This window comes from Flavobacterium frigidarium DSM 17623 (genome assembly GCF_000425505.1).
GTDB classification, from domain to species: Bacteria; Bacteroidota; Bacteroidia; order Flavobacteriales; family Flavobacteriaceae; genus Flavobacterium; species Flavobacterium frigidarium.
In genome coordinates, this window is record NZ_AUDO01000013.1 from 35177 (window position 1) to 61453 (window position 26277).

The following is a 26277-nucleotide window of genomic DNA, read 5'->3' on the forward strand; positions in this document are numbered from 1 at the left end:
ATCCCTTTTGACCATGAATATAACATATAATGAACAGGATAAAACAATCAATGTTAAGGACGGACTTAAAAGTCATTTGTTCTTGATGAAGTTTTTAATGATTGTTACATTAATCAATTCAGTAGTGAATGTCTACGATTTAAATTCAATGAATTTTACTTATGTAAGTGCTTTGTGGATTGTTTTAGGGATAGTAGCTGCATTATTTTTATATAATTTCACTGTTAAAAAATCGGGTCTTGAAAAAATTCCTGGTTATCAAATTCAAGGACTTGGAGAACGTGTATTTTCAGGAAGAAAAAAATATTTTATTGTTCTCGAAAAAGGAAAAACAAGGGATCTACTAGATGTAAAAACAGAAGCTGATCGAAAGAAAGTAGAGCAGATTTTTAAAAAGAACGGAATTAAAGTTTAAATTTAAAGGGTTACAAAAACACTGTTTTTGTAACCCTTTTTTATTTGTTCAAGGATATTTGTTGGCTTGTTGCATCCAAGTCAAGGAATCGCTAAATTTGTAATAATCGAATTTAAATAAACGATATGAAACCTACTATTACCATCATAGGTGCCGGAATCTCTGGATTGACTGCAGCCATTCATTTACACCGTAAAGGCTTTGCTGTTAAAATAATTGAAGCAACTGATCGCGCTGGCGGACGCATTAAAACAGATACTGTCAACGGATTTTTACTAGATAGAGGTTTTCAGGTTTTATTAACATCGTATCCCGAAGCTAAGGAGCTATTAGACTATGAGAGTTTGAATCTAAAGCGATTTTTGCCCGGGGCGACCGTATTATACGAGGAAGGAAAGTTTGAAATTGCCGATCCTTTTAGAAGACCCTCTGCTTTGTTAGCGACAGTTTTTGCACCAGTGGGATCTTTAAAAGATAAAGTCAATACTTTTTTTCTAAAACAAAAGTTACTCAGTAAATCTATTGAAACTATCTTTGAACAGAAGCAACAATCTAGTCACGAACAGTTGCGAGGATATGGCTTTAGTCAAAAAATGATTAATAGGTTTTACAAGCCCTTTTTCTCAGGGATATTTCTCGAAGACAACTTGACTACTCCTAACAGAATGTTTGATTTTGTAATGAAAATGTTTTCTGATGGAGACGCTGCTGTTCCCGCATTAGGAATGGAGGAAATCCCAAAACAGCTTCTTAAACACTTACCTGATAATAGCGTACGATATAATACTAAGGTAACTTCGATTGAAGGAAATACTATAATCACAGAGAGTGGTGAAAAAATTATTTCAGATACTATTCTAATCGCTACTGAAGCAAATTCTTTTATAGCTAAGTATAAACCAGAAGTTACACTTGCACACCGCTCTGTCACTAATGTGTATTTTGAAGCTAAAGAAGCACCGTCAAAAAAAGCAGTGGTAATTTTGAATGCATTAAATACAAAGGAGATTGTAAATAACCTAACAGTAATGTCTAATGTAAGTAGTCAATATGCTCCTAAGGGCAAAGTACTCGTATCTGTTTCTTGTAATGGTATTTTTGATTTAAGTGATCAGGAATTGACACATAAAATTAAAACCGAATTGCAGCCTTGGTTTGGGCAGCAATTAACACAATGGCAACATATTAAAACCTACAAGATTGAATATGCCTTGCCCAAATTAAAAGAATTAAAAGACACCATTACTATTGCAGACGTTAAACTAAATGACAATTTATATTGCTGTGGTGATCACTTAATGAATGGTTCTATAAATGCGGCTATGAAATCAGGAAGAGTAGTGGCGTCAATTATTGCTGAAGAGAGTAGTAAGAAGTAACGTTCAAAAAAAAATAGACATAAAAAAACAGAAGAGACTTGAATATTAAGACTCTTCTGTTTTTTTATTTATTAGAAATACTAAACGTTGTATAATAGCCCCGGTAGCAGCGGCATCTCCCAATTTAGAAAAACAAGGCGTATTTCAAGCCGTAGTTTTTATTATTGGGAATATAGCGAATGACGGGAGCAGACATCTTGTAAAGTACAAAAGTAGCTGCTCCTAAAAATCGAGATTAAACTATTCGTTTATAGTACTTAAGTTTTTCAACATATCAACGGTCATGCTTTCTAGATCAAATTTATGTTTCCATCCCCAGTCAGCTCTAGCGTTGCTGTCGTCTATACTTGCAGGCCAGCTATCAGCAATTTTTTGACGGAAGTCAGGTTTGTATGTAATCTCAAACTCAGGAATGTGTTTTTTAATTTCGGCAGCAATTTCTGTTGGTGTAAAGCTCATCGCAGCCAAGTTATATGACGAGTGAATTTTAATTTGATCAGCAGGTGCTTGCATGATTTTTATAGTTGCTGCAATCGCATCATCCATATACATCATAGGCATTTTTGTCTCTGACGAAAGGAAACATTCATACGATTGATCAGCAAGTGCTTTGTGGTAAATATCAACAGCATAATCAGTTGTTCCACCACCAGGAGGAGACGACCAACTAATTAACCCAGGATAACGGATGCTTCTCACGTCAACACCAAAGATGTTATGGTAATACTCACACCATCTTTCTCCCGCTTGTTTACTAATTCCGTAAACGGTAGAAGGCTCCATGATGGTATATTGTTGTGTATTTTCTTTAGGAGTTGTAGGTCCAAAAACAGCAATACTTGAAGGCCAGAATATCTTTTTGATTTTTCCGGCTTTCGCCAAATTCAAAACGTGAAAAAGAGAATTCATATTTAAATCCCAAGCAAAAGCAGGATTTTTTTCAGCCGTAGCCGAAAGTAAAGCAGCCATTAAATACACATCTGTAATTTGGTGCACTTCAACTAAATGTTCTATTTGATTAAAGTCTAAAGCGTTGATTACTTCAAATGGACCCGAATTTACAACGTCGATATTCAGCTTGCGAATGTCTGAAGCTATAACATTTTCCGTTCCGTGTATTTCTCTAAGAGAGTGGGTTAACTCAGTACCAATTTGACCGCATGCCCCAATAATTAATATCTTTGTACTCATAATCAATAGAATTTAAAAAGCAAAGGTAACGTTTTCGTAAATAATTAATAAGCGACTTTAAAGGTTTGTCAATACTTAAATCAAAGCCTTAAAAGGAATTGGTAATAATTACTATTTTGGCAGTAATGCTAGTAATACTTTATTGAATGTAAATGAATCGTAATTCTTATTTTCAAATCTTTATTTGTAAATTACTTTGTAACTTTGTAGTTCAATATTATCTCTATGAAATTTAAATTATTATATACTTTTTTAGCACTCGTTTTATTGACGTCATGCAAAGACGACAGCGAAAAAAGACGTCTTGAGAATGAAAAACAGCAGAAAAAAAATGAACTTATATTTTCTAAAGTGAGTAATGCTTGGGATTTCTATGACGAACCTATAAATGAAACTTCAGAGAACTTGGTTTCTGATTGGACAGAATTTCGCTCTTTATTAAACGAACTGCGCTTAAAGCCTAAGAAAACGATTGGCGCTTTTCAACAAAAAGCGACAGCAATTTCTAAAAAGGCAGCAGCAATGGATGATAATATTCCTGAGAAATTTAACCAGCCACAAATTAAAAGCCGCATTGCTACGATGACGACAAAGGTGAGGTTGCTAGATTTATACATTCACTTAGATCTTATTCCTGCAGAAAAAGTGGTTAAAATAATTTCAGAAATTAACAATGAACTGGCCTCGTTGCAACGACAAATGGACAAAATTGAAGTAATAAGCACTATTCCAGTTGAGATTGGCGAGTCAGAATTAAAACAAATGTTGGATGCGTCACGCGCAATTCCTAACGAACCTATAGATCCTAATTTACCTAAAGTTGAGTAAGACAATTTTATACAATACCTACGATAATTCGCCAAAAACGCAGCAAATTGCAGCGCAGTTAAATGAAACAGATGGCGTAAAAATTCACCTTAGCGGTTTGCTAGGGTCGGCTACTTCTTTTGTAATACGCTCGTTATTTAAAAAGACCGAAAATCCGTTTTTGATTGTGTTTAACAACAAAGAAGAAGCGGCTTATTACTTGAACGATTTAGAGCAAATGGTAGGTGAAAAAGACGTGCTTTTTTATCCAGGCTCTTACCGAAGACCGTACCAAATCGAAGATACAGATAACGCTAATGTTTTACTACGTGCTGAGGTGCTTAACCGCATTAATTCTCGTAAAAAACCGGCAGTGATTGTAAGTTATCCAGAGGCGTTATTTGAAAAAGTAGTTACCCGAAAAGATTTGGAAAAAAATACTTTAAAAGTAACTGTTGGCGATAAAATTTCGATTGATTTTATCAACGAGGTTTTATTCGAATATGAATTTAAAAGAGTTGATTTCATCACAGAGCCAGGAGAGTTTTCTGTTCGTGGTGGAATTGTGGATGTATTTTCTTTTTCGAATGATAATCCGTACCGAATCGAATTTTTTGGTAACGAGGTTGATAGCATCCGAAGTTTTGATGTGGCAACGCAATTGTCAATCGAAATTCAGAAGAAAATTACGATCATCCCAAATGTCGAAAATAAAGTTTTCCAAGAAAATCGAGAAAGTTTCTTAGATTATATTTCGAGTAAAACGATTATTTTTATTCAAAACACCGAAGATCTTTTTGGACAATTAGACAAGCATTTTGCAAAAGCAGAAGAGGCATTCGAAAAATTATCCAAAGACATTAAACATGCCACACCAGATCAATTATTTGTGAATCAGGCTGCGTTTATTAAGCGTGCGGTAGATTTCTCGGTAGTAGAATTTGGTTCAAAAGCGATTTTTAGAACAACAAAAGCTTTCGATTATCATATAAAACCCCAACCTTCTTTTAATAAGCAATTTGACTTATTACTGAATAACTTAAACGAAAACCATTTTAATGGATATAAGAATTTCTTATTTTGTTCGAATGATGCTCAGGTTAAAAGATTTCAAGTAATTTTTGAAAATTTAGATGAAGTAAACGCTGAAAATATTAGCAAGCAGTACAATAGTATTGTGTTGCCTATTTATCAAGGATTTATTGATGAAGAAAATCAAATTGCTTGTTATACTGACCATCAAATTTTTGAGCGTTACCATAAATTTAATATCAAAAATGGTTATTCAAAAAAGCAGAATATTACTTTAAAAGAATTAACCACTTTGTCAGTAGGTGATTATGTGACGCATATCGACCATGGAATAGGGCGCTTTGGTGGGTTGCAAAAAATTGATGTTGAAGGAAAAACACAGGAAACAATAAAGCTTGTTTACGCAGATAATGATATTGTATATGTGAGTATTCACTCGCTGCATAAAATATCAAAATACACTGGTAAAGACGGTACGCCACCTAAAATATACAAAGTTGGCTCTAGTGCTTGGAAAACGCTGAAGCAAAAAACTAAGGCACGCGTTAAGAATATTGCATTCAATTTGATTCAGCTTTATGCTAAGAGAAGGTTGGACAAAGGATTTCAATTTGCTCCAGATAGTTATTTGCAAAATGAATTAGAGAGTTCGTTTATTTACGAGGATACTCCTGATCAAACGAAGTCCACGCAAGAAGTAAAAGCAGATATGGAGAGCGATCGCCCAATGGATCGTTTAGTTTGTGGTGATGTAGGTTTTGGAAAAACAGAGGTGGCCATTCGTGCGGCTTTTAAGGCAGTTGATAATAGTAAACAAGTAGCAGTGCTGGTTCCTACGACCATTCTTGCTTACCAACATTATAGAACATTCACAGAACGTTTAAAAGATATGCCAGTTTCAGTTGGTTATTTAAACCGTTTTAGAACTGCAAAACAAAAAGCCGAGACGCTAAAATTATTAGCAGAAGGAAAACTAGACATTGTTATAGGAACGCACCAACTGGTGAATAAAAATGTCGTTTTTAAAGATTTGGGATTGTTAATTGTCGATGAAGAACAAAAATTTGGTGTTAATGTAAAAGACAAATTGAAAACCATCGCTGCTAATGTTGACACGTTGACATTAACCGCTACGCCTATACCTAGAACGTTGCAGTTTTCATTGATGGCAGCACGTGACTTATCTGTAATTACGACTCCTCCGCCTAATCGATATCCTATTGAAACGAACGTAGTAGGTTTTAGTGAAGAGATGATTAGAGATGCGATTTCGTATGAAATTCAGCGTAACGGACAAGTTTTCTTTATCAATAATAGAATTGAAAATATCAAGGAAGTTGCGGGAATGATTCAGCGTTTGGTCCCTAATGCACGAGTAGGTATTGGTCACGGTCAAATGGACGGAAAGAAACTCGAAGAATTAATGTTGGCTTTCATGAACGGAGAATTTGATGTTCTTGTCGCTACGACAATTATTGAAAGCGGATTAGATGTTCCCAATGCCAATACGATTTTTATCAACAATGCCAATAATTTTGGATTGTCTGATTTGCATCAAATGCGAGGACGTGTGGGCCGTAGTAATAAAAAAGCTTTTTGTTATTTTATTTGTCCGCCATACTCTGCAATGACTGATGATGCTAGGAAACGTATTCAGGCGCTAGAGCAATTTAGTGAATTGGGTAGTGGTTTTAATATTGCTATGAAGGATCTTGAGATTCGTGGCGCTGGAGATTTATTAGGTGGTGAGCAATCTGGTTTTATAAACGAGATTGGTTTTGATACGTATCAAAAAATCATGAATGAAGCCATTGAAGAATTAAAAGAGAATGAATTTAAAGATTTATATCCTACAGAGAACGATATTGAAACTAAGGAATATGTAAAAGACCTCCAAATCGATACTGATTTTGAATTGCTCTTCTCTGATGAGTACATTAATAATATCAGCGAGCGTCTAAATCTATACAATGAGCTAGGAACAATTAAAAATGAAGCCGATCTACAATTATTCCAAGAGAAGTTAATTGACCGTTTTGGACCTATGCCACCTCGTGCGGTTGCCTTAATGAATAGTATTCGAATCAAATGGATTGCGAGTAGCATGGGAATCGAAAAATTAGTAATGAAGCAAGGTAAGATGATTTGCTATTTTGTATCTGATCAACAGTCGTCATTTTATCAATCAAAACGTTTTCTATCTGTGATGGATTTTGTTCAAAAGCAGAAAGACATTTGTAAAATAAAGGAAAAGGTAACACCAAATGGCTTGCGCTTACTGTTAACTTTTGATAATGTTAAGGCTACTAGAAGAGCGCTGGAGCTAATGAAAATGTTGGCAGGAGTCGAATAGAAATCTTGTAAAACCGTAAAACACAAAAGCTTCTAATCGTTATGATTAGAAGCTTTTTTATTGTTATATTTGAAATTAACAAATCAGTTTTTTATGAGGTTGAAATCTATTGATGAATTTTACAATGACATTACTTACGGATCTAAATCTGAAGGCAACTCTTTATTACCTAATGGTATTCAAAAAGAATTGGGTCAATTTAATGTATTCAATATTAGAGAACTCTTTGAATCTTTTGATGAAAAACCTGAGATACCTTATGACAGCCGGTCTTATTACAAGATTAGTCTAATTAAAGGAAAAAACAGAGTAGAATATGCAGACAAAGTTATTTGTATCGAAAAAAACGCTTTGTTATTCACCACACCAAAAATCCCTTATCATTACGTTCCTCAAGATTTGAACAAACTAGCTGGACAGTTTTGTGTTTTTACTACCGCGTTTTTCATGAAGGAAAAGAGTGGTATCGACTTAGATAATGTATCAGTTTTTCAACCTGAAGAGCATCCCGTTTTTGAGATAACAGATGAAGAAGCAGGTCAAATCGAATTGATATTTAATAAGATACATGTTGAGATTAATTCTAGTTATACTTTTAAATATGATTTAATACGGAATTATGTGGCTGAATTGATCCACTTTGGACAAAAGCTCCAGCCCTCGGCAACTTTATATTGCAAGCACAATTCGGCTGCAAGAGTGGCTTCACTTTTTTTAGAATTATTAGAAAGACAATATCCCATTGATTCTATGCGCCAACGTTTAGAATTAAAAACTGCAAAGGATTTTGCAGACCGATTATCAATTCATGTGAACCATTTAAATAAAGTGCTTAGAGAAACTACAGGCAAAACAACCACCGAGTTAATTAGCAATCGCTTAATAAATGAAGCTAAAATATTGCTTAAAGAAACCGATTGGAATATATCTGAGGTGGCTTATTCACTGGGGTTTGATGAACTTTCGCACTTCTCACATTTCTTTAAAAAGCAAACTAGTTTAACAGCTTTGGCTTTTAGGAAATAAATCATAAATTTGATTTATACAAGTATTGATTGATTCGTGGAAACCAATAATAAACTTTCAATTTATTTCCACATGTCGATTGTAAAAGATAGTTGAGCAAATAATACTTCTTACTAAGTATTTTTAATGAGAAAAGCGTCCTATCAATAGTGATTAGAACGCTTTTAGTTGATTTGAAATAGCAGTAATAGCTACATTATATTCTATCTAGAACTTTAATTCTTTAAATCTTTGATCACTTTAAAAGCAACATCAACTTGTTCTTCACTAACTAAGATTGTGAATTCATTTGAAGTTGAAATTACCTCGTTGATAATAATTCCTTCCCAAGCCAGACGCTGAAAAATGAAATAATAAATTCCAGGAACGGCAATGTTTTCTTTAGGTAATTTTACTGTAATTGAGGCTAAATTTTCCAATTTCTGAATTAATTTTTCAGCAACAAAGTGCTTGTCAACTAGGTTGTCAACACTATTACTAATCACAATGTTTATTTCGTTTACCCCACGTGAAGAGGTATAAAATACATCTGGTAAAGCATTTATATTCGAAATCAAATCAGCCTGTTTATGTAAGACAGTTTCTGATACGGCAAAAGTGTAATCTGTTAAAGCAGAACGCACAGTGATTTCGCCAATATTTTTTATAACTTTATTAATCTTGTGATTCAAACGAAAGTCAAGCTCTTCTGTCAATCGTTTTAAGGACATCACAATAGCGCCTTGTTTCACTTCCTTGCCAAATTCACTTTCTAATTCTGACATAATATTCCTTGAAAGAGAAGTCAAATTGATAATTCCTAGCGATAAAGCATTTAATAAAAAGGGCTTTGTTTTAATGTAATTTTCTACAATTGAAGAAACAGTTTTCATAATTGATTTCGTTTTTTAATAGTTAGTTGCTGTAGATAACTTAGTTCAAGTTGTGTTAAAAACTACTGCAAATATAAATAAAAAACATTTTGTTACAAATATAACATTAATAAATATTATTAAAAATGATAAAATGCATCTATAAGATGCTCAATTACAAATGATTTTTCCTTATTCTCTCCCTCTGACGACTTTGTACCGTCTGTATTTATAGCGATAATATCAAAGCGAACTTCAAGATCGAGTTCTTTACTATTGACGTAAGCATCAATCGCTTTAATCAATAATTGAATTTTTTTTGAATTGACAAAATCCTGTGGTAAGCCAAATAGAAGTGAAGATCTAGTCTTAACTTCGACAACTGCTAGGACAGCATCTTTTTTAGCGATAATGTCTATTTCGGCCTTTTGAAATGTCCAGTTTGTTTCAAGTATTTCATATCCTGCTTTCTCTAAATAATCGACAGCCAACTCTTCTCCTAATTTTCCTAAGTCATTGTGTGCTGCCATTTAATTTTGCTTTTACATTTATTGAAATTCCACCGTACTGCTAGTAGCAGTAACATCCATAGTTATGGTGCTACCTAAGATTAATGCGCGATTGTCTCTAATGTGTCCTGCAGGAAAATTGTATATCACTGGAATATTGTAGCTCTTAGTCACATCTTCAATTATGGCAACAGCATCTTTTCCCCATGGAATATCGTTGTCTTTCATTTGCGTCATTGACCCTACAATAATTCCTTTAACACTCTCTAAACATCCATTTCGTTTTAAATTCATCATCATTCGATCAATATGATACAGGTATTCGTCTAAATCTTCAATAAATAAGATTTTGTCTTTACAATCAATTGCAGACTGCGATCCTAATAAACTATATAAAATCGATAAGTTTCCGCCTACTAACTGTCCAGTAGCGTGGCCTTGACGGTTCATTTTATCTGTAGTAATGGTGTAACTTAAAGCTTGACCAAATAATGAAGCATGTAAACTTTCTATTGCTGGCGGGGTAGCACGAGCAACAGTGATAGGCATCACGCCATGAATAGATTTGTATCCCATCGTATTTAAATGGTTGTGTAATACAGTAATGTCGCTAAAACCCACAATCCATTTTGGTTGTGATTTAAATTTTGTAAAATCTAATAAATCAACCATTCTTACAGTTCCATAACCCCCTTTTACACACCAAATTGCTTTGATTTTTGGGTTGTCTAATTGATCTTGAAAATCAGCAGCTCTTTGTTCATCTGTTCCAGCAAGTTGATTATAATCTAAACCAATCGAACTCCCAACAACTACTTCAAGCCCCCAGCTGTGTGCTAAATCAATTGCTGCTTTAAGACTTCCGTCAGTGGCTTTTCTAGCTGTTGCCACTAGTGCAATTGTATCTCCTTTTTTTAAATTAACTGGTGTTATCATTTTTGTTTGAGCTTGTGATGTAAATGTTTGAAAAATCAAGATTAAAATTAAAGACTTAAAAAAGGTAGATTTTTTTCGAAAGGGCCAATTTAGGTTCTGCTGCATTAGATTAATTTACGTATGATGATTTTAAAGACTCCAATTTAGGTGGATTTACAACAAAGATAGGAATTAGAAAATAAATAGCTAAAACTGATTAAAGGCAATTTTGAAGGAAAAAACCAATGAAATAGAAAGAGTATTTGTAAATTGCACATCCTTCTAACTACTGATTATGAGATTTTTACGTTACTTTCTATTTGTTATATTTCTGATTACTACAAAAACGACTTTTGGACAGCAAAAAAAATACTCCATTCATACGGTTGCGTTTTATAATCTAGAAAACTTATTTGATACCATAAATAACCCGGCTGTAAATGATGATGAGTGGACGCCTAGCGGGGGCAGACATTGGAGTAAAAGCAAGTACAATCAAAAACTTAAAAATCTAAGTGAAGTCATTGTGCAAATAGGATCTACAAAAAATAAAACGGCACCCACACTCATAGGCTGTTGCGAAATAGAAAATAGAGGTGTGCTTGAAGATTTATTGAAGGAACCTAATTTGATTGACGTAGACTACGGAATCATTCATTTTGACTCACCAGATAAAAGAGGGATAGACGTTGCTTTATTGTACCAGAAAAAATATTTTAGACCTACAGACTACGCAAATATTCCGCTCTATGTTTATAAAAAAGACCCCGAATTATTTAAAATGGAAGCCGATAGTACGCAGTCAAATAGAGTCTTTACTAGAGATCAGTTGTTAATTACAGGATTTCTAGAAGGAGAGGAGGTCAGTATTATTGTAAACCACTGGCCGTCGCGATCAGGTGGTGAAAAAAGATCAAGCCCTTTTAGAGAGGCTGCTGGCGCTTTAAACAAGAAGATTATTGATTCATTGCAAAAAATTAATCCACTGGCTAAGGTAATTACGATGGGAGATCTCAACGACGGACCTACGAATAAAAGTGTCAAAAATGCTGTTGGCGCCATTGGTAAAAGAAAAGCAGTTGGTAAATTGGGAATCTATAATCCATTTGAGAATATGGCAAAGCGCGGATTAGGAACCATTGCTTACAGAGATTCTTGGGATATTTTTGATCAGATTATGATATCGGAACCATTTATAAATAATGATTTTACAAAATACCAGTTCTGGAAAGCAGGCATTTACAACAAGCCGTTTCTCATTCAAAACTCAGGAAAATATAAGGGATATCCAAAGCGAAATTCTAATAATGAGGTAGGTTTTAGTGATCATTTTCCCGTTTATATTTATCTGATTAAAGAAATAAATTGAATCATTGAACTATAACACTTTCAGAATTTATTAACGTAATGTACAGTCCCTTTTTTATACCTTAGCATTTACAAATACAATAAAAATCTCATGGCAATAGCAAAACCTTTTAACCTTAATAAGTGGATTGATGAAAATCGTGATTTATTAAAACCACCAGTGGGAAATAAAAATCTGTATCATGAATCTGGCGATTATATTGTCATGGTTGTTGCGGGTCCCAATGCTCGTAAAGACTATCACTATAATGAAACGGAGGAGTTATTTTATCAATTAGAGGGTTTCATAAAAGTCATCATTCAAGAGGACGGAGAGAGAAAAGAAATGGAGTTGAACGCAGGGGATATGTACTTGCACCCAGCAAATATTCCTCATTCACCTGTTCGCTCAGAAGGATCAATAGGATTAGTTATCGAAAGAAAACGAGTAGGAAAAGGCTTTACTGATGGATTGTTGTGGCATTGTGACAACTGCAATCACAAGCTATATGAGGTCAAATTTGAGTTACACGATATAGAAAAAGATTTTCTACCACATTTTAAAGATTTTTATAATTCACTCGATTTGAGAACTTGCGATAATTGCGGTACTGTGATGGAAGCCGATCCTCGTTTTACTGTTTAGATTATTCTTCAATGAGCCATTTCCCGCCCAGACTCTTTGGGGCGCTGCATCTTCATGTTTTAAAAAGCTATTAGAGAATAAGGCTGCTAGCGAAATAGATTTAAAGTTCAAATTGGACTCCCTGCTCTGGAAAAACGTAATGTACTTGAAAAGGATTGCTTTCAATTAATTGTTCTTTCAGCAATGCAATTTTGTCGCTAGGTGGTTTGACATGAGTAACAATAATGTTAAAATTTTTTAATGCTTGCTTTCCTGTGAACTTGCTTAAAGACTCTAGTTCTTGACTTAGCAAGCTCGGTGTTAAATGTCCATAAAGTTGATTGACTGGTTGATCATTGGGGAATGAGACTTCGATAAATATTCCTTTCAATGTATTGTTTATAATAAGTGGGGAAATTGTTTTCCATAGGGAAGCTAGTTTATCGCTTTTTTCAATACTATCAGCACCGGTATCTCCCAAATACAATATGTAGTCTTCGTTATTCTTTAATAAAAAAGCAGTACTCTCAAATGGATTTACATGACTAAGAGGATATGCTTGTACTGTCATTGTAGTATTAGTCACCACTGTTTTTTCAGCTAAGTTCAAGGTTTGGAAATGATACTTTTTGATTTGGAATCCAGGTCCTTCATCTCCAAAGTTGGCCCAAGTTTCTCCATTAAAATAATGATCTTCCATCATTTTCATGCACTTTTCAGTAGCGTAAACCGTTTTTGTAGCGTCGGCGGGTGAGTTGATTATCAAACCAGAAACATGGTCCAAATGCGCATGAGATATAAAATAGCCTTTGATGTATTTTTTCAAAACAGTAGTTAGCGGTACACTAAAAGTAGTTTTTTCAATTGCCTTCTCTATTCCGGCATTTATTGTACCTGCGTCAAAGGCCACGAAATCATTAGTCCTAGAAGGAGCCACTAAATAGCATGATAAATTGCTTTCGTCTATACCTCCTTTTATGCCAAGTGGAACTACAGTGAAACTTGATTTATTTTGTTGTTGGCCTAAAGCAATAGTAACAACTAAAAATAGAGAAAGCACTAATTTTATCTTCTGCTGCATATTCTTGATTTTGAATTTGGTGTATCAAACTGTAAAATTAAACGTAGTTTTCGAAAACAATAAAAAAACTCCGATTATTTGATGTCAAGATTATTAATTTAACTTTACAGCAAGGTATTATTTCGAATTGCAATTCTTTGAATTAAATTTGAAATAGTATATTTACATAAAAATATAACAATTTTAACCAAAAAAGTTACAATGATAACAATAGCAAATCAATTCGGAATGAAAGAAGCTTTAACTCAATTGGGTATAAAGGAGATAAATGATGGTACATCAACAGGGTTACAAAACTTTTCTAGTGGTACTACCTTAGAAAGTTATTCTCCGGTAGATGGACAATTGATAGCAAAAGTTACCACATCAACAGCTGCAGATTACGATAAGGTGATGGAGGCAGCAACAGCAGCTTTCAAAACATTTAGAACAATGCCAGCACCGCAACGTGGAGAAATTGTAAGGCAGTTTGGTGAAAAATTGCGTGAAAAGAAAGATGCATTAGGAAAACTAGTTTCTTATGAAATGGGTAAATCTTTGCAAGAAGGATATGGTGAAGTACAAGAAATGATCGATATCTGTGATTTTGCTGTAGGTTTATCACGTCAGTTGCACGGTTTGACAATGCATTCAGAAAGACCACAACATAGAATGTATGAGCAATATCACTCATTAGGCGTAGTGGGGATCATCTCTGCTTTCAATTTTCCAGTAGCAGTTTGGGCTTGGAATACTGCATTAGCGTGGATTTGCGGTGATGTTTGCGTTTGGAAACCCTCTGAAAAAACACCTTTATGTGGAATTGCATGTCAAAATATAATTGCTGAAGTAATTAAAGAAAATAACTTACCTGAAGGAATTTCTTGCTTAATTAACGGAGATTACAAAGTAGGAGAGATGATGACTGCTGACAAACGCATTCCCTTAATTTCGGCTACTGGTTCTACTCGAATGGGGAAAATTGTAGCGCAAACAGTAGCGGGACGATTAGGTAAATCATTATTAGAGTTAGGTGGAAACAATGCCATCATCGTTACTCCAGATGCTGATATTAAAATGACCGTTATTGGAGCTGTTTTTGGAGCAGTAGGAACGGCAGGCCAACGTTGTACGTCAACACGTCGTTTAATTATTCATGAAAGTATTTATGATAAGGTAAGAGATGCAATAGTTGCTGCGTACCAACAATTAAAAATAGGAAATCCATTAGATGAAAATAATCACGTAGGGCCGCTTATCGATAAAGACGCTGTTGCAATGTATAGCAAAGCACTTGAAGATGTTATAGCACAAGGCGGGAAAATTCTTGTTGAAGGTGGTGTACTTGCTGGTGAAGGTTATGAAAGTGGTTGCTATGTGCAACCCGCAATCGCAGAAGCAGATAATTCTTTCAAAATAGTACAACATGAAACGTTTGCACCTGTTCTATACTTATTAAAATATACCGGATCTGTGGAGGATGCGCTTGATATTCAAAATGGTGTTGCTCAGGGATTGTCTTCGGCAATTATGACAAACAATTTAAGAGAAGCAGAACACTTTTTATCAGTAGCTGGTTCTGATTGTGGAATTGCCAATGTTAATATTGGAACTTCTGGCGCAGAAATTGGTGGTGCCTTTGGAGGTGAAAAAGAAACAGGTGGTGGTAGAGAGTCAGGATCTGATGCTTGGAAAGTATACATGAGACGCCAGACAAATACAATCAATTATGGTAGCAGTTTACCACTAGCACAAGGAATTAAATTTGATTTATAAATTTATAAGCATGATAATTACAGCATAAAAAAAACGGCAATTTGATCAAATTGCCGTTTTTTATTTATTTAAATTTATTTTATTCGAACAAATTATAAGTTGAAAGAAGCTCCAACGTTAAAAGTAAACTGATTATTTAAATCATGTCCAAAGTCAGTGTCATTAGTATCGTATTTAGCAAGTGGTACGCCAGCTTCAGCAAATAAACCAAAACCATCAGTAAAGAAATAACGGAAACCTAAATGTGCTCCAAAATTCTTTAAACCCAAATCTAAACCAGGGTAAACATCCATATTTGGCTCTAGTTGTAATACGCTGCCTAAGTTTGCATTAAATCGAGCTTTTAAATCAAATCGATCTCCAAAAGAAGGGTTGTTACCATTGATGTCATTATCAACAGATAATAAATAATTTGTAGTTAATCCTAATGACATGTTTTCTCCAATTCCAAAATCTGAAGAGATAAATATACCTGTTCCTCCATCTTGAGCAGAAAAACCAACTTGTCCTTTTACATCTCCTTTACCACTGAATGCTTGTGCATTAATTAAACCAACAGTGCATAGTAACACTAATGTAAATACCTTTTTCATAATTTTTAATTTTAATAAAACCGGCACAAAACTACTCATTTATAATTTAATTTCTACCCTTCTCGTCAAAATAGAGTTGGTTAAGCGGGTCACTCTGCCAGAATTCTTTACTATCAATATCCATAATGGTAAGGGGACCTTTAAATGCCGCCCCAGTATCTACGTTCCATATACATGCTTTATTAACTGGAGTTGATTCAGCAATGCGGCTAACCGGAGTGTGTCCAATATAAACTTCATTATATAATGTAAAACGCTTTGGATAAAACGGACTTTCTTTTTTAATCGCTGGGTCTAATGCAAGCGCAGTTTCCCATAAGGTGCGATCCCAGTAAAATAGTTTTGGATAAAATTCATGTTTCACACCATTCATATTTGTGAACCCTGCATGAACAAATAATCTGTTTTTATCGTCTAAATGATAATCCTGAAGTGAGAGTAAAAATTCTACGTGCAATTGTTTTGTAGTCGTATCTACCTTTTCATAAGCGGTAACTGTGGCTTCACCTCCATGTTTGTACCACATCAAGTTATCACGACTTTCTTTTAACCAATGCAATAACAATTCATCATGATTTCCCCTGATGAAAATACAATCATTAGTAGTTTTTAAATTTATCAAATAATCAAGTACCTGCGGTGATTGGCTCCATCCATCAACGTAATCACCTAAAAAAATTAAATTATCTTGTGGAGTAACTTTGGCTCTTTCCATAATTTGGTGAAGTGCACGCAAGCCTCCATGTATATCACCTATAACTAATGTTCTCATTTTATTTTGGGTCAATCGGGATTATAATTAACAGTTTGGTTGCTGTTTTTCCAATCTATAAAATTAAGGAAAAGAGTTGGGAAGGAGGTTTATTTATTTTGTTTTTTACGCTAAAACTTCATAATTCGACTATTTCTTTAATCTATATCGATTGCATTTTAAATTAGAATTCAATGACATGTAACAATTATTACTTTAAATTTTAATTATTGGAAAAAATATCTCAAAATTTTTTTTAATAAATGAGTTATAAAATTTCAATTAAAGATTACAAATAAAAACTACAATTTACCAGTGATAACAGTACGTCGCACTCAATATTTGAAAGCTAATAATGGTAAGAAAATAGCGAGTAATTTAACAAGTATTGAAAATCACTGAATTAGGTGATTGTTTATTATATTAATTTTATTTAGTTTTACGGAAATATATAAAACTTTAAAAAATGAATACACTCATCGCTTTATCTCTGTTGATTATCAGAACGATATGTAGTTTTTTAAATGATCTTGTATCTTTTTTCAATCTCCATTTTTAGTATCGTATTTCATTTTTCTTAAAATGCGTAATGCCTCTTTAAATAAAAGGTAAACGGCAGGGTACGCTTTTAATAATGGTTTAGAATGAACCAACTTCTCTTTTGCTTCAGCAAATCCATTCAAGTAACAAATCATAAAAGTAGACGGAAGATTTTCTAAATCTTGATATTCTCTAGCCGTTAATGTATAGCTTTTCTCTAGCTTTTTTAATAAAGCAATATTTGAATTATAAATGTGAAATAGCATTTTTCTACTATATCTAGGTGGTTCAAACAACATTTCATTCTCTATTTTATAATAGCCATTCTCATAAAAATAAATTGTTTGCTTTTCTAACGGATAGTAGGTTGTTTTGTCGTTTAACCCTAATGGAACATATTCAGTAATTGTAAACGTATTTTTATCATAAGTAATAGTCACAACATCTTGTGCAGAATAAAACAATTTTACTTGTTCATTTATTAATTCGATATCGACTCTTGATAAATAAGTTTTGTGATGCACATTTTTAGGAATTCCAGCCCAGCAGATAATAAAAAGTTCTTTAAATACATGGTATTTTGGAGACATGTCCTTATGTCTAAAATTTATAAAATCAAATACGCTGTCTAATGTATTTTGGATACTATTGCGTGCACTATTTTCAATAGATGTAACGGTGCTAAGATTTTGATTGCTCTTTAAAACCTTGTCTGTAGTAGGGGTGGTATTCGAGCCAATTCTAATATAAACACTTTGAGAAAGGATAGTATAAATAGATTTTTTAAAGTAGGAGGTGTGCTTTTTTGGTTTTATAGTAACAAGCCCTACAACCTTATGTTTAGGTAAGTTGGGAAAGGGAACATTTTCATACTGAATTTTTGGCGGATTTTCTAGATAGGCATTTACAAGATTTTGTATGCGACTGTCGTCAAAAAAATCGTCACCAACAATTTCGTTTTCGTGATCTTCCACACCTACGACTATAAAAGAATTATTGAAAGGATTAGAGTTAGATAAAGCGCAAATGTGCTTGAGAAATTTTGCTTTACCCTCTTTAGTATGCAGATTTAACTGTCGTTTTTTATCATAAAAGCTATTCTCATCATTGTGAGCAAGTAAGTTCTTAATAAGTAGCCGTTTATTAATCATTGCAATTTATGATAGAAATTCATAAACATAAATATAAGCAAATCGATAGAGGTAAAGGCAGAATAAAAGGTTTTAAATGTTATCAATGAGTTATTTAAATCTCGATTTGTAATTATTAGAACATTGATAATTTTTGGGTTATCGCACTAATGATAACCCAAAAAAAAAGGTATTTATGACTTGTTTACAATAGTCGACGATGCTTGTGCCGTACTCATTACTACAAGATCAGCGATGTTTATATGATAAGGACGAGAAACAACAAAATGGATAATATCTGCGATATCTTCTGCTTGAAGAGGTGTGAAGCCTTTGTATACATTTTCAGCTTTCTCAGTGTCACCTTTAAAACGAACAGCGCTAAATTCTGTTTCTACCATTCCAGGATGAATTGCCCCTACGCGAATACCAAAGGGATTTAAATCGATTCGCATCCCTTGATTCAAGGCGTCTACTGCATGTTTTGTAGCGCAATACACGTTTCCATTAGGGTAAACCTCTTTTGCGGCAGTGGAACCAATATTAATAATGTGGCCTGATTTTCGATCTTTCATTTGCGGAATAATTGCTTTAGAAACATATAGCAATCCCTTTACGTTGATGTCAATCATAGCATCCCAATCGTCAGTATTTCCGTTTTGAATAGGGTCTAATCCATGTGCATTACCTGCGTTATTTATTAGAACGTCAATAGTTGAAAAGGCTTCTGGTAAAGAAGCAATAGCTGCAAAAACAGCTTCTTTATCTCGAACGTCAAACTGTAATGTATGAACATCTGTGTAAGCAGATAGTTCTTTTTTTAAAATATCTAGGCGTTCTTTTCTTCTTCCGCATAGAATTATTTTATAGTTATTTTGTGCTAGAATTTTTGCGGTAGCTTCACCTATTCCGCTAGTAGCGCCGGTGATAAAAGCTGTTTTAGTCATGTTGTGGTGTGATTATTTGAGAATTAAAATAAATTCGTCTTGTGAAAAAAAATGTTTAGGGAACTTCATTTCCCATGCTTTCGCTCCATATTGCAAACCAGTCTTCTTTATCTAACGTTAATTCAACCGCTTTATGAAGTGATTGTATGCGGGCAATATTTACAGTACCGGCAATAGGAATAACATTTGCAGGATGTTGTAGAACCCAAGAAAGCAAAATAGTGTCTGAGCCTAAATGGTATTTAGAAACTAAATTGGCAAGGAGGTTTTTAAGACGACGTGTTTGGGGAACATCAGCTCTAAATACAGATCCCAAGGGATTCCAAGACATGGGGCGAATGGTATGCAGTTGCATGTAATCAAAACTGCCGTCCATCATGGGTTCGAAATTTGTTGCTGAAAATTGTACTTGATTATAGTTAACTGTTGTTTTTTGTCGAATCAATTCTGTTTGACTTGTCGTAAAATTTGAAAGACCAAAATCGATTATTTTCCCTTCAGATTTTAATTGAGTAACAGCCTCTGCAATTTCGTCGGCCTGCATTAATGGGCTAGGTCTGTGTAGTAAAAAAACATCTAAATAATCAGTGTGCAAATTTTTTAATGATTGCTCTACTGACTCAATAATGTGCTTTTTCGAATAATCGTAATGCTTTATTGTATTGTTTCTGTTTTCAGAAATCATTTGGATTCCACATTTCGAAATTAACTGGATATTTTCTCTAGCTATTTTACTCGAATGGTAGGCCTTACCAAAATCGGTTTCTGTAGTGTATGATCCGTAAATATCGGCATGATCAAAAGTTGTTATTTTATTTTCATAACATACGTGAATCATATTCTCCATCTCCTTCTGGTTGAGGTTTTTATCCCATACACCCCAATTCATAGTACCAGCAATTATGGGAGATAATGTTGTTTTTGTCATGTTTTTAGTTTTTTATATGAGATGGTTTTTTTACTTTTCCAAAGTATATTTTTCAAAGTTCTTAAAAATATAAAAATAGTATCATAATTCATGCTTAAAATTAGATTATTGCGAGAAGTTTTAACCATTTTTTAACATCTTTCCTCTAAAAAAAAATTCAATTTGCACTACCAAAAGTGGGGCATTAAAATAAAGGTAATAAATACATCAATATGGAAGAGAATACATCGACTTTAGACATTAGAGCAATCAATGAAAAAATAGAAAGAGAAAGTGCGTTTATCGATTTACTTTCAATGGAAATGAACAAAGTGATTGTGGGTCAGAAGCATATGGTTGAGCGATTATTAATTGGTTTATTAGGTCAAGGGCATATTCTATTAGAAGGAGTTCCTGGACTGGCAAAAACATTAGCGATTAATACATTGTCTCAAGCTATTCACGGTTCCTTCAGCCGAATTCAATTTACACCAGATTTATTGCCTGCCGATGTTGTAGGAACAATGATATACAACATTAAGGCAAATGAGTTTTCGATAAAAAAAGGACCAATTTTTGCCAATTTTGTTCTTGCAGATGAGATTAACCGTGCTCCAGCTAAGGTGCAATCAGCACTTTTAGAGGCGATGCAGGAAAAGCAAGTGACTATTGGGGATACTACTTTTAAATTAGAAAGACCATTCCTTGTACTAGCAACTCAAAACCCAGTTGAGCAAGAAGGTACTTATCAATTACCAGAAGCACAAGTTGACCGTTTTATGTTAAAAACAGTTATCGACTACCCTAAAATGGATGAGGAGCGTTTAGTAATTCGTCAAAATTTAAAAGGAAGTTACGAGAAGGTAAATCAAGTGGTTTCTGTGGAGCAGATTTTGCGTGCTCAAGAAGCGGTTCGTGAAGTGTATATGGACGAAAAAATAGAGAAATACATCTTAGATATCATTTTTGCTACTCGTTATCCTGAGAAATATAAATTAGCGGAGTTGAAACCATTAATCAGCTTTGGATCTTCTCCGCGTGGAAGTATCAACTTAGCTGTAGCGGCAAAATGTTACGCTTTTATAAAACGTCGTGGTTATGTTATTCCTGAGGATGTACGTGCCGTTGTTCATGATGTGTTGCGTCACAGAATAGGAATTACATATGAAGCTGAAGCAGAGAATGTAACATCTGTAGATATTATCAATAAAATTGTAAACGAAGTAGAAGTACCTTAAAATTTGTTTAAGGTTTAAGGTTTCAAGTTGCTGTAGCAAAATATGAAAATCTTAAACTTTTTTAAACTTTAAACAAATTAAATAAATGGATACAAAAGATCTTTTAAAAAAAGTACGTAAAATAGAAATTAAGACCCGAAGATTGAGCGATCATATTTTTTCGGGAGAATACCATACGTCTTTTAAAGGGCGCGGGATGACTTTTAGTGAAGTGCGTCAATATCAATATGGAGATGATATTCGAAATATAGATTGGAATGTAACCGCGAGATACAACGAAGCCCACGTAAAAGTATTTGAAGAAGAGCGTGAATTGACCATGATGTTAATGGTTGATATTTCGGGTTCTGAAAGTTTTGGATCAAAAAATCAGTTTAAAAAAGATATCGTTACTGAAATTGCTGCAACAATGGCTTTTTCGGCTACACAGAACAACGACAAAATTGGACTCATATTATTCTCAGATCAGATAGAATTGTATATTCCACCTAAAAAAGGACGTTCTCATGTGTTGCGTATCATTAGAGAATTAATCGAATTTGAACCTAAAAGTCGCAAGACAGATTTAGGACAAGCGTTGAAATTTCTATCGAGCACGCAAAAGAAAAAAGCAATTGTATTTGTAATCTCTGATTTTATGTGTGAAGGATATGATCAAACATTGAAAATCGCTGCAAAAAAGCATGATATCACAGGAATACGAGTATACGATATTAGAGAACAGAGCATACCAAATATTGGAATGGTTCCTATGCGAGATGCAGAATCTGGTGAAATTTCTTTAATCGATACAGGTTCTAAAACCGTGCGTTTTAATTATGAGAAACATTATAACGAGAGACTAAATTACTTCAAAGAAACCTTTAGTAAGTCGGGATCTGGAGTAGTAAATACACGAGTAGATGAAAGTTATGTAACAAAATTGTTGGGTTATTTTAAATCAAGATAACGATGAGGACTTACAATTTTTACAACTAAAATGAATTGGAAATAATTAAAATTTTAGAGATTTATAAAAGCACAACTGCAGAGGAAACTTATATCAGTTAGACGCTAATCAAGGATCTAAAGTTTCATTAATTAAATATGAAAAGAGCTATATACCTACTTTTAATTCTATTTTGTTCTACTGTTTTTGCGCAACAAAAGCGAGTAGTAACTGCAATAGATACCACAAAAAACAAAATTGGAGCCGAATTTAAGCTCACCGTAAGAACAGATGTAGACACCTTGTCTAAAGTCGTTTTTCCAGGTTTAAAAAATATTGGAGCGTTAGAAGTTATTAAATCGTATCCTATCGATACTGTTAGAAAGAACGATCGATACGAACTAATAAAAAAGTACGGTTTAACTCAATTTGATTCTGGAAGCTACACCATTCCAAGTATCAAAATCATGATTAATAGCAAGCCGTATTACTCAGATTCAATACGTGTTGATGTTGCTAATGTGCAAGTAGATACATTAAAGCAAAAAATGTATGACATTAAAGATATTACAGCTGCCGAAAGCCCAATGGGTAACTGGTGGAAATATCTCTTAGTGTTCTTATTGCTTGTAGGAATAGGAGCATTAGTTTATTATATCGTTAAAAAACGCCAACAGAAAAAAATAGAAGAAGAGGTTTATAAAACTCCTATCGAAAAAGCGACAAGCTTACTAAATAACTTGGAGCAAAAAGAATTATGGCAAAAAGGAGAGGTGAAATCATACTACTCTGAACTTACTGATATTGCTAGAAATTATATCGAAGAAGCCATAGAAATTCCAGCAATGGAAAGTACAACGGCCGAATTAATTGCAGGATTGCGCGCAGCATCATTAAAAAAGAAAATGACGCTGACTCCTGAAACTATCGAAAACTTAGAACGTGTCTTGAAACAAGCAGATTTAGTGAAATTTGCCAAATCAAAACCATTAGATTTCGAAATTACAGAGGATAAAAACAAAATCCAACGTGTTATTTTGACTTTGGACGACGCCATTCCAGTTGAGGTTGAAGTGGAAGAGGACGCAATATTGAACGAAGCGCAAAGACAAAAACAAGTTGCAATTCAATTAAAGAAAAAAAGAACCAAACGTATTGCCACGGCTATAGCATCAGTGCTACTATTGATCATCTTAGTAACTACTTATTTTATTGCAACTAGAGGATTTACCTATGTAAAAGATAATGTTTTAGGAAATGTTTCTAAGGAATTGCTTGAAGGAGAATGGGTAAAAAGTGAATACGGAAACCCTGGTGTTATCATCGAAACGCCTAAAGTATTAAAACGTATTGATCTCACTAAGTCTCTTCCTAAAAACGGATTAGCTTTAATCAAGGAGATGAATTCATTTGCTTACGGTAGCGTTTCAGATAATTTCTATTTGATGGTTTCTACTTATAAATACAAGCAAGATACCACAACAGTAGACTTGAAAAAATCGATGGAGGTGAGTTTGCAAACATTAGAATCGCAAGGGGCCTTGAATATGATTGTTAAACAAGAGGATTTTCAAACTCCAGAGGGCGTTAGCGGTTTAAAAGGATATGGAACATTCTCTAGAGTTAATCAATTAACAAGTAGTAGTGAGAAGTTGTACTATGAGCTATTGTTATTTGGACAAGAGGGCGGTTTACAACAAATTATGATTTTTCATGAAGAGGGAGATGCCTACGCAAATCAAATTTCGGATAGAATATTGAGTTCTGTCGAATTAAAAAAAGTAAGTAAATAATGGGTAAGATAACTTTTTTAAATCCTGAATTTTTCTGGTTGTTTCTTTTAATTCCATTAGCAATAGTGTGGTTAATCTATACTAGAAAAGATCAGGCAGCAACTTTAAAAATCAGTTCGATTCAAGGTTTCAAAGCTAATGATACTTTCTGGGTTAAATTGAGACCTTATTTGAGTGCTTTTCGTTTATTGGCGCTAAGCTCAATGATTGTCGCTTTGGCTCGACCAAGAACGGTAGATGTGAGCAATAAAACTAAAACTACAAAAGGAATTGATATTGTTATGGCGGTAGATGTTTCTGGAAGTATGCTCGCAAAAGATTTAAAGCCCAATCGTATGGAAGCTTTAAAGAGAGTAGCGGCAGATTTTGCTGGTGAACGTCCTAATGACCGCATAGGGTTAGTTGTGTACGCATCTGAAGCTTATACAAAAACACCCGTAACAAGCGATAAAGCAGTTGTTCTTGAAGCAATTAAAAGCATTAAATATGATAATGTTTTACAAGATGGTACTGGAATTGGTATGGGTCTTGCAACAGCAGTAAATAGATTGAAAGATAGTCAAGCTAAGAGTAAAGTAATTATCTTACTTACAGATGGTGTAAACAATGCGGGTTTTATCGAACCTGAAACGGCAGCTGATATTGCTAGACAGTATGGTATCAAAGTGTATACCATAGGAATTGGTACAAATGGGATGGCTGAATTTCCTTATGCGATAGGCCCAAATGGACAGTTCTTGTTCCAAAGAATGAAAGTCGAAATCGACGAACGTTTAATGCAAAGTATCGCTAAAAAAACCGACGGAAAGTATTTTAGAGCAACTAGTAATAGCAAGTTAGCTGAGATCTACGGCGAAATAAATAAACTAGAAACTACCGAAATCGAAGAGCTTAAGTTTTATGACTATGATGAAAAATTCAGACCTTTTGTATTATTAGCGGGACTGCTTTTATTGATAGAAATAGGATTGCGAAATACAGTATATAGAAGTTTTATTTAGTATCCTAACCCTAGTCATTCCTTAAGGAAAAGGAGACTGAACGTGAAAATTGGAATCTAAAATTTGTCTTGATAGTACGAGACTGATATTTAAAAATAATATGGAATTAGACGAATCAAAATATTTATACCTGCTTTTCTTATTACCAGTGGTGGTGGCTTTATTCCTTTTCAATTTGTATTGGAAAAGAAAGAAACAACGCGAATTTGGAGATCTTGAATTAGTTAAAAAATTAAGTCCTGAAAGCTCTACATTCAAACCAGTTTTAAAATTGGTGGTTATAGTACTGGCGTTTCTTGGATTAATTTTTGGATTAGTGAATCCTAAGATTGGAACTAAGATGGAAACGGTAAAGCGTGAAGGAATCGATATTGTCTTTGCAATGGACGTTTCTAAGAGTATGCTTGCTGAGGATATCGCCCCAAGCCGTCTTGAAAAAAGCAAACAAATTGTTTCTCAAATTATCAATCAACTAGGGAACGACCGCATAGGAATCGTGGCTTATGCAGGAAGTGCTTTTCCTGTGCTGCCTATTACAAGTGATTACAGCGTTGCTAAGATGTTCTTGCAGAGCATGAGTCCTGACATGGTTTCTTCTCAAGGAACTTCGCTTGATGAAGCAATACAATTATCGGGTACGTACTTTGATGATAAAAGCAAAACAAGCAAATTATTGATTTTAATTTCTGATGGTGAAGATCATTCAGAAGGTGCTCAAGTTGCAGCAGAGGAGGCAAACAAACAAGGAATGCGCATTGTTACCATTGGGCTAGGAACCGAAAAAGGTGGAACAATCCCACTAAAAGTAAATGGTAAAGTACAAAGTTACCAACGCGATAATAACGATGAAGTGGTGGTGACCAAATTAAATCGTGCTAGTTTACAGGCTATAGCCAAAGCGACTAAAGGTGGTTATGTTGATGGAAACAATACTAAGGAAGTTCTTGAATACATAAAAAACACGCTAAATACCATTCAAAAAACAGAATTTGAAGCCACGCAAATGGCCGACTTTCAATCGCAATTTCAATGGTTTTTAGGGATTGCTTTTGCTTTGTTATTCTTAGACCTTTTCTTCTTAGAAAGAAAAACCGAATGGGTAAAAAAATTGAATCTATTTAATGAAAAGTAATTGCAAGCTATAGCAAATGCAGTCTTTTTTT

General features: G+C 34.0%; 23 protein-coding genes. 13 read left to right on the plus strand and 10 right to left on the minus strand.

The window, feature by feature from the left end:
- Positions 1–13: 13 nt before the first annotated feature.
- Entirely contained in the window at positions 14–415 is a 402-nt protein-coding gene (locus H603_RS0109470) for a hypothetical protein (protein ID WP_026708370.1), read from the plus strand.
- 125 nt (positions 416–540) lie between these two features.
- Positions 541–1794 (plus strand): NAD(P)/FAD-dependent oxidoreductase, encoded by a 1254-nt coding sequence (locus tag H603_RS0109475; protein WP_035675813.1) that lies wholly within the window; start codon positions 541–543, stop codon positions 1792–1794.
- 240 nt (positions 1795–2034) lie between these two features.
- Here the strand turns inward: H603_RS0109475 and H603_RS0109480 are convergent, their stop codons facing one another.
- Positions 2035–2985: an L-threonine 3-dehydrogenase gene (locus H603_RS0109480; RefSeq protein WP_026708372.1), complete on the minus strand. Its 951-nt coding sequence runs from the start codon at positions 2983–2985 to the stop codon at positions 2035–2037.
- A gap of 225 nt (positions 2986–3210) precedes the next feature.
- On the opposite strand from H603_RS0109480, the gene H603_RS0109485 reads away from it, so the two are divergent.
- The 3 genes from H603_RS0109485 (at position 3211) to H603_RS0109495 (ending at position 8203) form a co-directional block, all read left to right on the plus strand.
- Positions 3211–3813, plus strand: a complete 603-nt coding sequence (locus tag H603_RS0109485) for a hypothetical protein (RefSeq protein WP_026708373.1) — start codon at positions 3211–3213, stop codon at positions 3811–3813.
- Complete coding sequence (gene mfd, locus H603_RS0109490) at positions 3806–7177, plus strand: transcription-repair coupling factor (protein ID WP_026708374.1); 3372 nt, start codon at positions 3806–3808, stop codon at positions 7175–7177. Before H603_RS0109485 ends, mfd begins: the two co-directional genes overlap by 8 nt.
- A gap of 99 nt (positions 7178–7276) precedes the next feature.
- Positions 7277–8203, plus strand: a complete 927-nt coding sequence (locus H603_RS0109495; RefSeq protein WP_026708375.1) for a helix-turn-helix domain-containing protein — start codon at positions 7277–7279, stop codon at positions 8201–8203.
- A 215-nt stretch (positions 8204–8418) separates the two neighbouring features.
- Here the strand turns inward: H603_RS0109495 and H603_RS0109500 are convergent, their stop codons facing one another.
- From H603_RS0109500 to H603_RS0109510, 3 genes are all read right to left on the minus strand, one after another.
- Complete coding sequence (locus H603_RS0109500) at positions 8419–9075, minus strand: aspartate kinase (protein ID WP_026708376.1); 657 nt, start codon at positions 9073–9075, stop codon at positions 8419–8421.
- A 119-nt stretch (positions 9076–9194) separates the two neighbouring features.
- Entirely contained in the window at positions 9195–9584 is a 390-nt protein-coding gene (locus H603_RS0109505; protein WP_026708377.1) for a YraN family protein, read from the minus strand.
- 18 nt (positions 9585–9602) lie between these two features.
- A complete protein-coding gene (locus H603_RS0109510) occupies positions 9603–10499 on the minus strand; it encodes a S66 peptidase family protein (RefSeq protein ID WP_026708378.1) in 897 nt (298 codons plus the stop codon).
- Positions 10500–10773: 274 nt separating this feature from the next.
- Between H603_RS0109510 and H603_RS0109515 the strand changes: the two genes are divergently transcribed.
- Complete coding sequence (locus H603_RS0109515; protein ID WP_026708379.1) at positions 10774–11847, plus strand: endonuclease/exonuclease/phosphatase family protein; 1074 nt, start codon at positions 10774–10776, stop codon at positions 11845–11847.
- A gap of 90 nt (positions 11848–11937) precedes the next feature.
- Positions 11938–12471, plus strand: coding sequence for a 3-hydroxyanthranilate 3,4-dioxygenase (locus tag H603_RS0109520; RefSeq protein WP_026708380.1), 534 nt, complete (start codon positions 11938–11940; stop codon positions 12469–12471).
- 100 nt (positions 12472–12571) lie between these two features.
- Here H603_RS0109520 and H603_RS0109525 read toward each other — a convergent pair whose 3' ends face one another.
- The gene (locus H603_RS0109525) at positions 12572–13531 is read right to left on the minus strand and encodes an MBL fold metallo-hydrolase (protein WP_026708381.1); all 960 of its coding nucleotides are present in this window, start codon (positions 13529–13531) and stop codon (positions 12572–12574) included.
- Positions 13532–13732: 201 nt separating this feature from the next.
- Here H603_RS0109525 and amaB point away from each other — a divergent pair, with 201 nt between their 5' ends.
- The gene (gene amaB / locus H603_RS0109530) at positions 13733–15286 is read left to right on the plus strand and encodes an L-piperidine-6-carboxylate dehydrogenase (RefSeq protein ID WP_026708382.1); all 1554 of its coding nucleotides are present in this window, start codon (positions 13733–13735) and stop codon (positions 15284–15286) included.
- Positions 15287–15378: 92 nt separating this feature from the next.
- Here amaB and H603_RS0109535 read toward each other — a convergent pair whose 3' ends face one another.
- From H603_RS0109535 to H603_RS0109555, 5 genes are all read right to left on the minus strand, one after another.
- Positions 15379–15879, minus strand: coding sequence for a DUF6646 family protein (locus H603_RS0109535; RefSeq protein WP_026708383.1), 501 nt, complete (start codon positions 15877–15879; stop codon positions 15379–15381).
- 46 nt (positions 15880–15925) lie between these two features.
- Positions 15926–16651, minus strand: coding sequence for a metallophosphoesterase family protein (locus tag H603_RS0109540; RefSeq protein ID WP_026708384.1), 726 nt, complete (start codon positions 16649–16651; stop codon positions 15926–15928).
- Between the two features lie 521 nt (positions 16652–17172).
- On the minus strand, positions 17173–18321 hold the full coding sequence (locus H603_RS0109545; protein WP_026708385.1) for an ATP-binding protein: 1149 nt from the start codon (positions 18319–18321) through the stop codon (positions 17173–17175).
- Positions 18322–18494: 173 nt separating this feature from the next.
- Positions 18495–19247 carry an SDR family NAD(P)-dependent oxidoreductase gene (locus tag H603_RS0109550; protein ID WP_026708386.1) on the minus strand — a complete coding sequence of 251 codons (753 nt, stop codon included), beginning with the start codon at positions 19245–19247 and terminating at the stop codon, positions 18495–18497.
- Between the two features lie 55 nt (positions 19248–19302).
- The gene (locus H603_RS0109555) at positions 19303–20175 is read right to left on the minus strand and encodes an aldo/keto reductase (RefSeq protein ID WP_026708387.1); all 873 of its coding nucleotides are present in this window, start codon (positions 20173–20175) and stop codon (positions 19303–19305) included.
- Positions 20176–20387: 212 nt separating this feature from the next.
- Here H603_RS0109555 and H603_RS0109560 point away from each other — a divergent pair, with 212 nt between their 5' ends.
- From H603_RS0109560 to H603_RS0109580, 5 genes are all read left to right on the plus strand, one after another.
- Positions 20388–21392, plus strand: a complete 1005-nt coding sequence (locus H603_RS0109560) for an AAA family ATPase (RefSeq protein WP_026708388.1) — start codon at positions 20388–20390, stop codon at positions 21390–21392.
- Positions 21393–21477: 85 nt separating this feature from the next.
- Complete coding sequence (locus H603_RS0109565; RefSeq protein ID WP_026708389.1) at positions 21478–22341, plus strand: DUF58 domain-containing protein; 864 nt, start codon at positions 21478–21480, stop codon at positions 22339–22341.
- A 137-nt stretch (positions 22342–22478) separates the two neighbouring features.
- Positions 22479–24113 (plus strand): phenylalanine--tRNA ligase subunit alpha, encoded by a 1635-nt coding sequence (locus H603_RS0109570; protein ID WP_026708390.1) that lies wholly within the window; start codon positions 22479–22481, stop codon positions 24111–24113.
- Positions 24113–25114 (plus strand): vWA domain-containing protein, encoded by a 1002-nt coding sequence (locus H603_RS0109575; RefSeq protein ID WP_026708391.1) that lies wholly within the window; start codon positions 24113–24115, stop codon positions 25112–25114. Before H603_RS0109570 ends, H603_RS0109575 begins: the two co-directional genes overlap by 1 nt.
- Positions 25115–25214: 100 nt before the next feature.
- Positions 25215–26246: a VWA domain-containing protein gene (locus H603_RS0109580; RefSeq protein WP_026708392.1), complete on the plus strand. Its 1032-nt coding sequence runs from the start codon at positions 25215–25217 to the stop codon at positions 26244–26246.
- Positions 26247–26277: the final 31 nt, after the last annotated feature.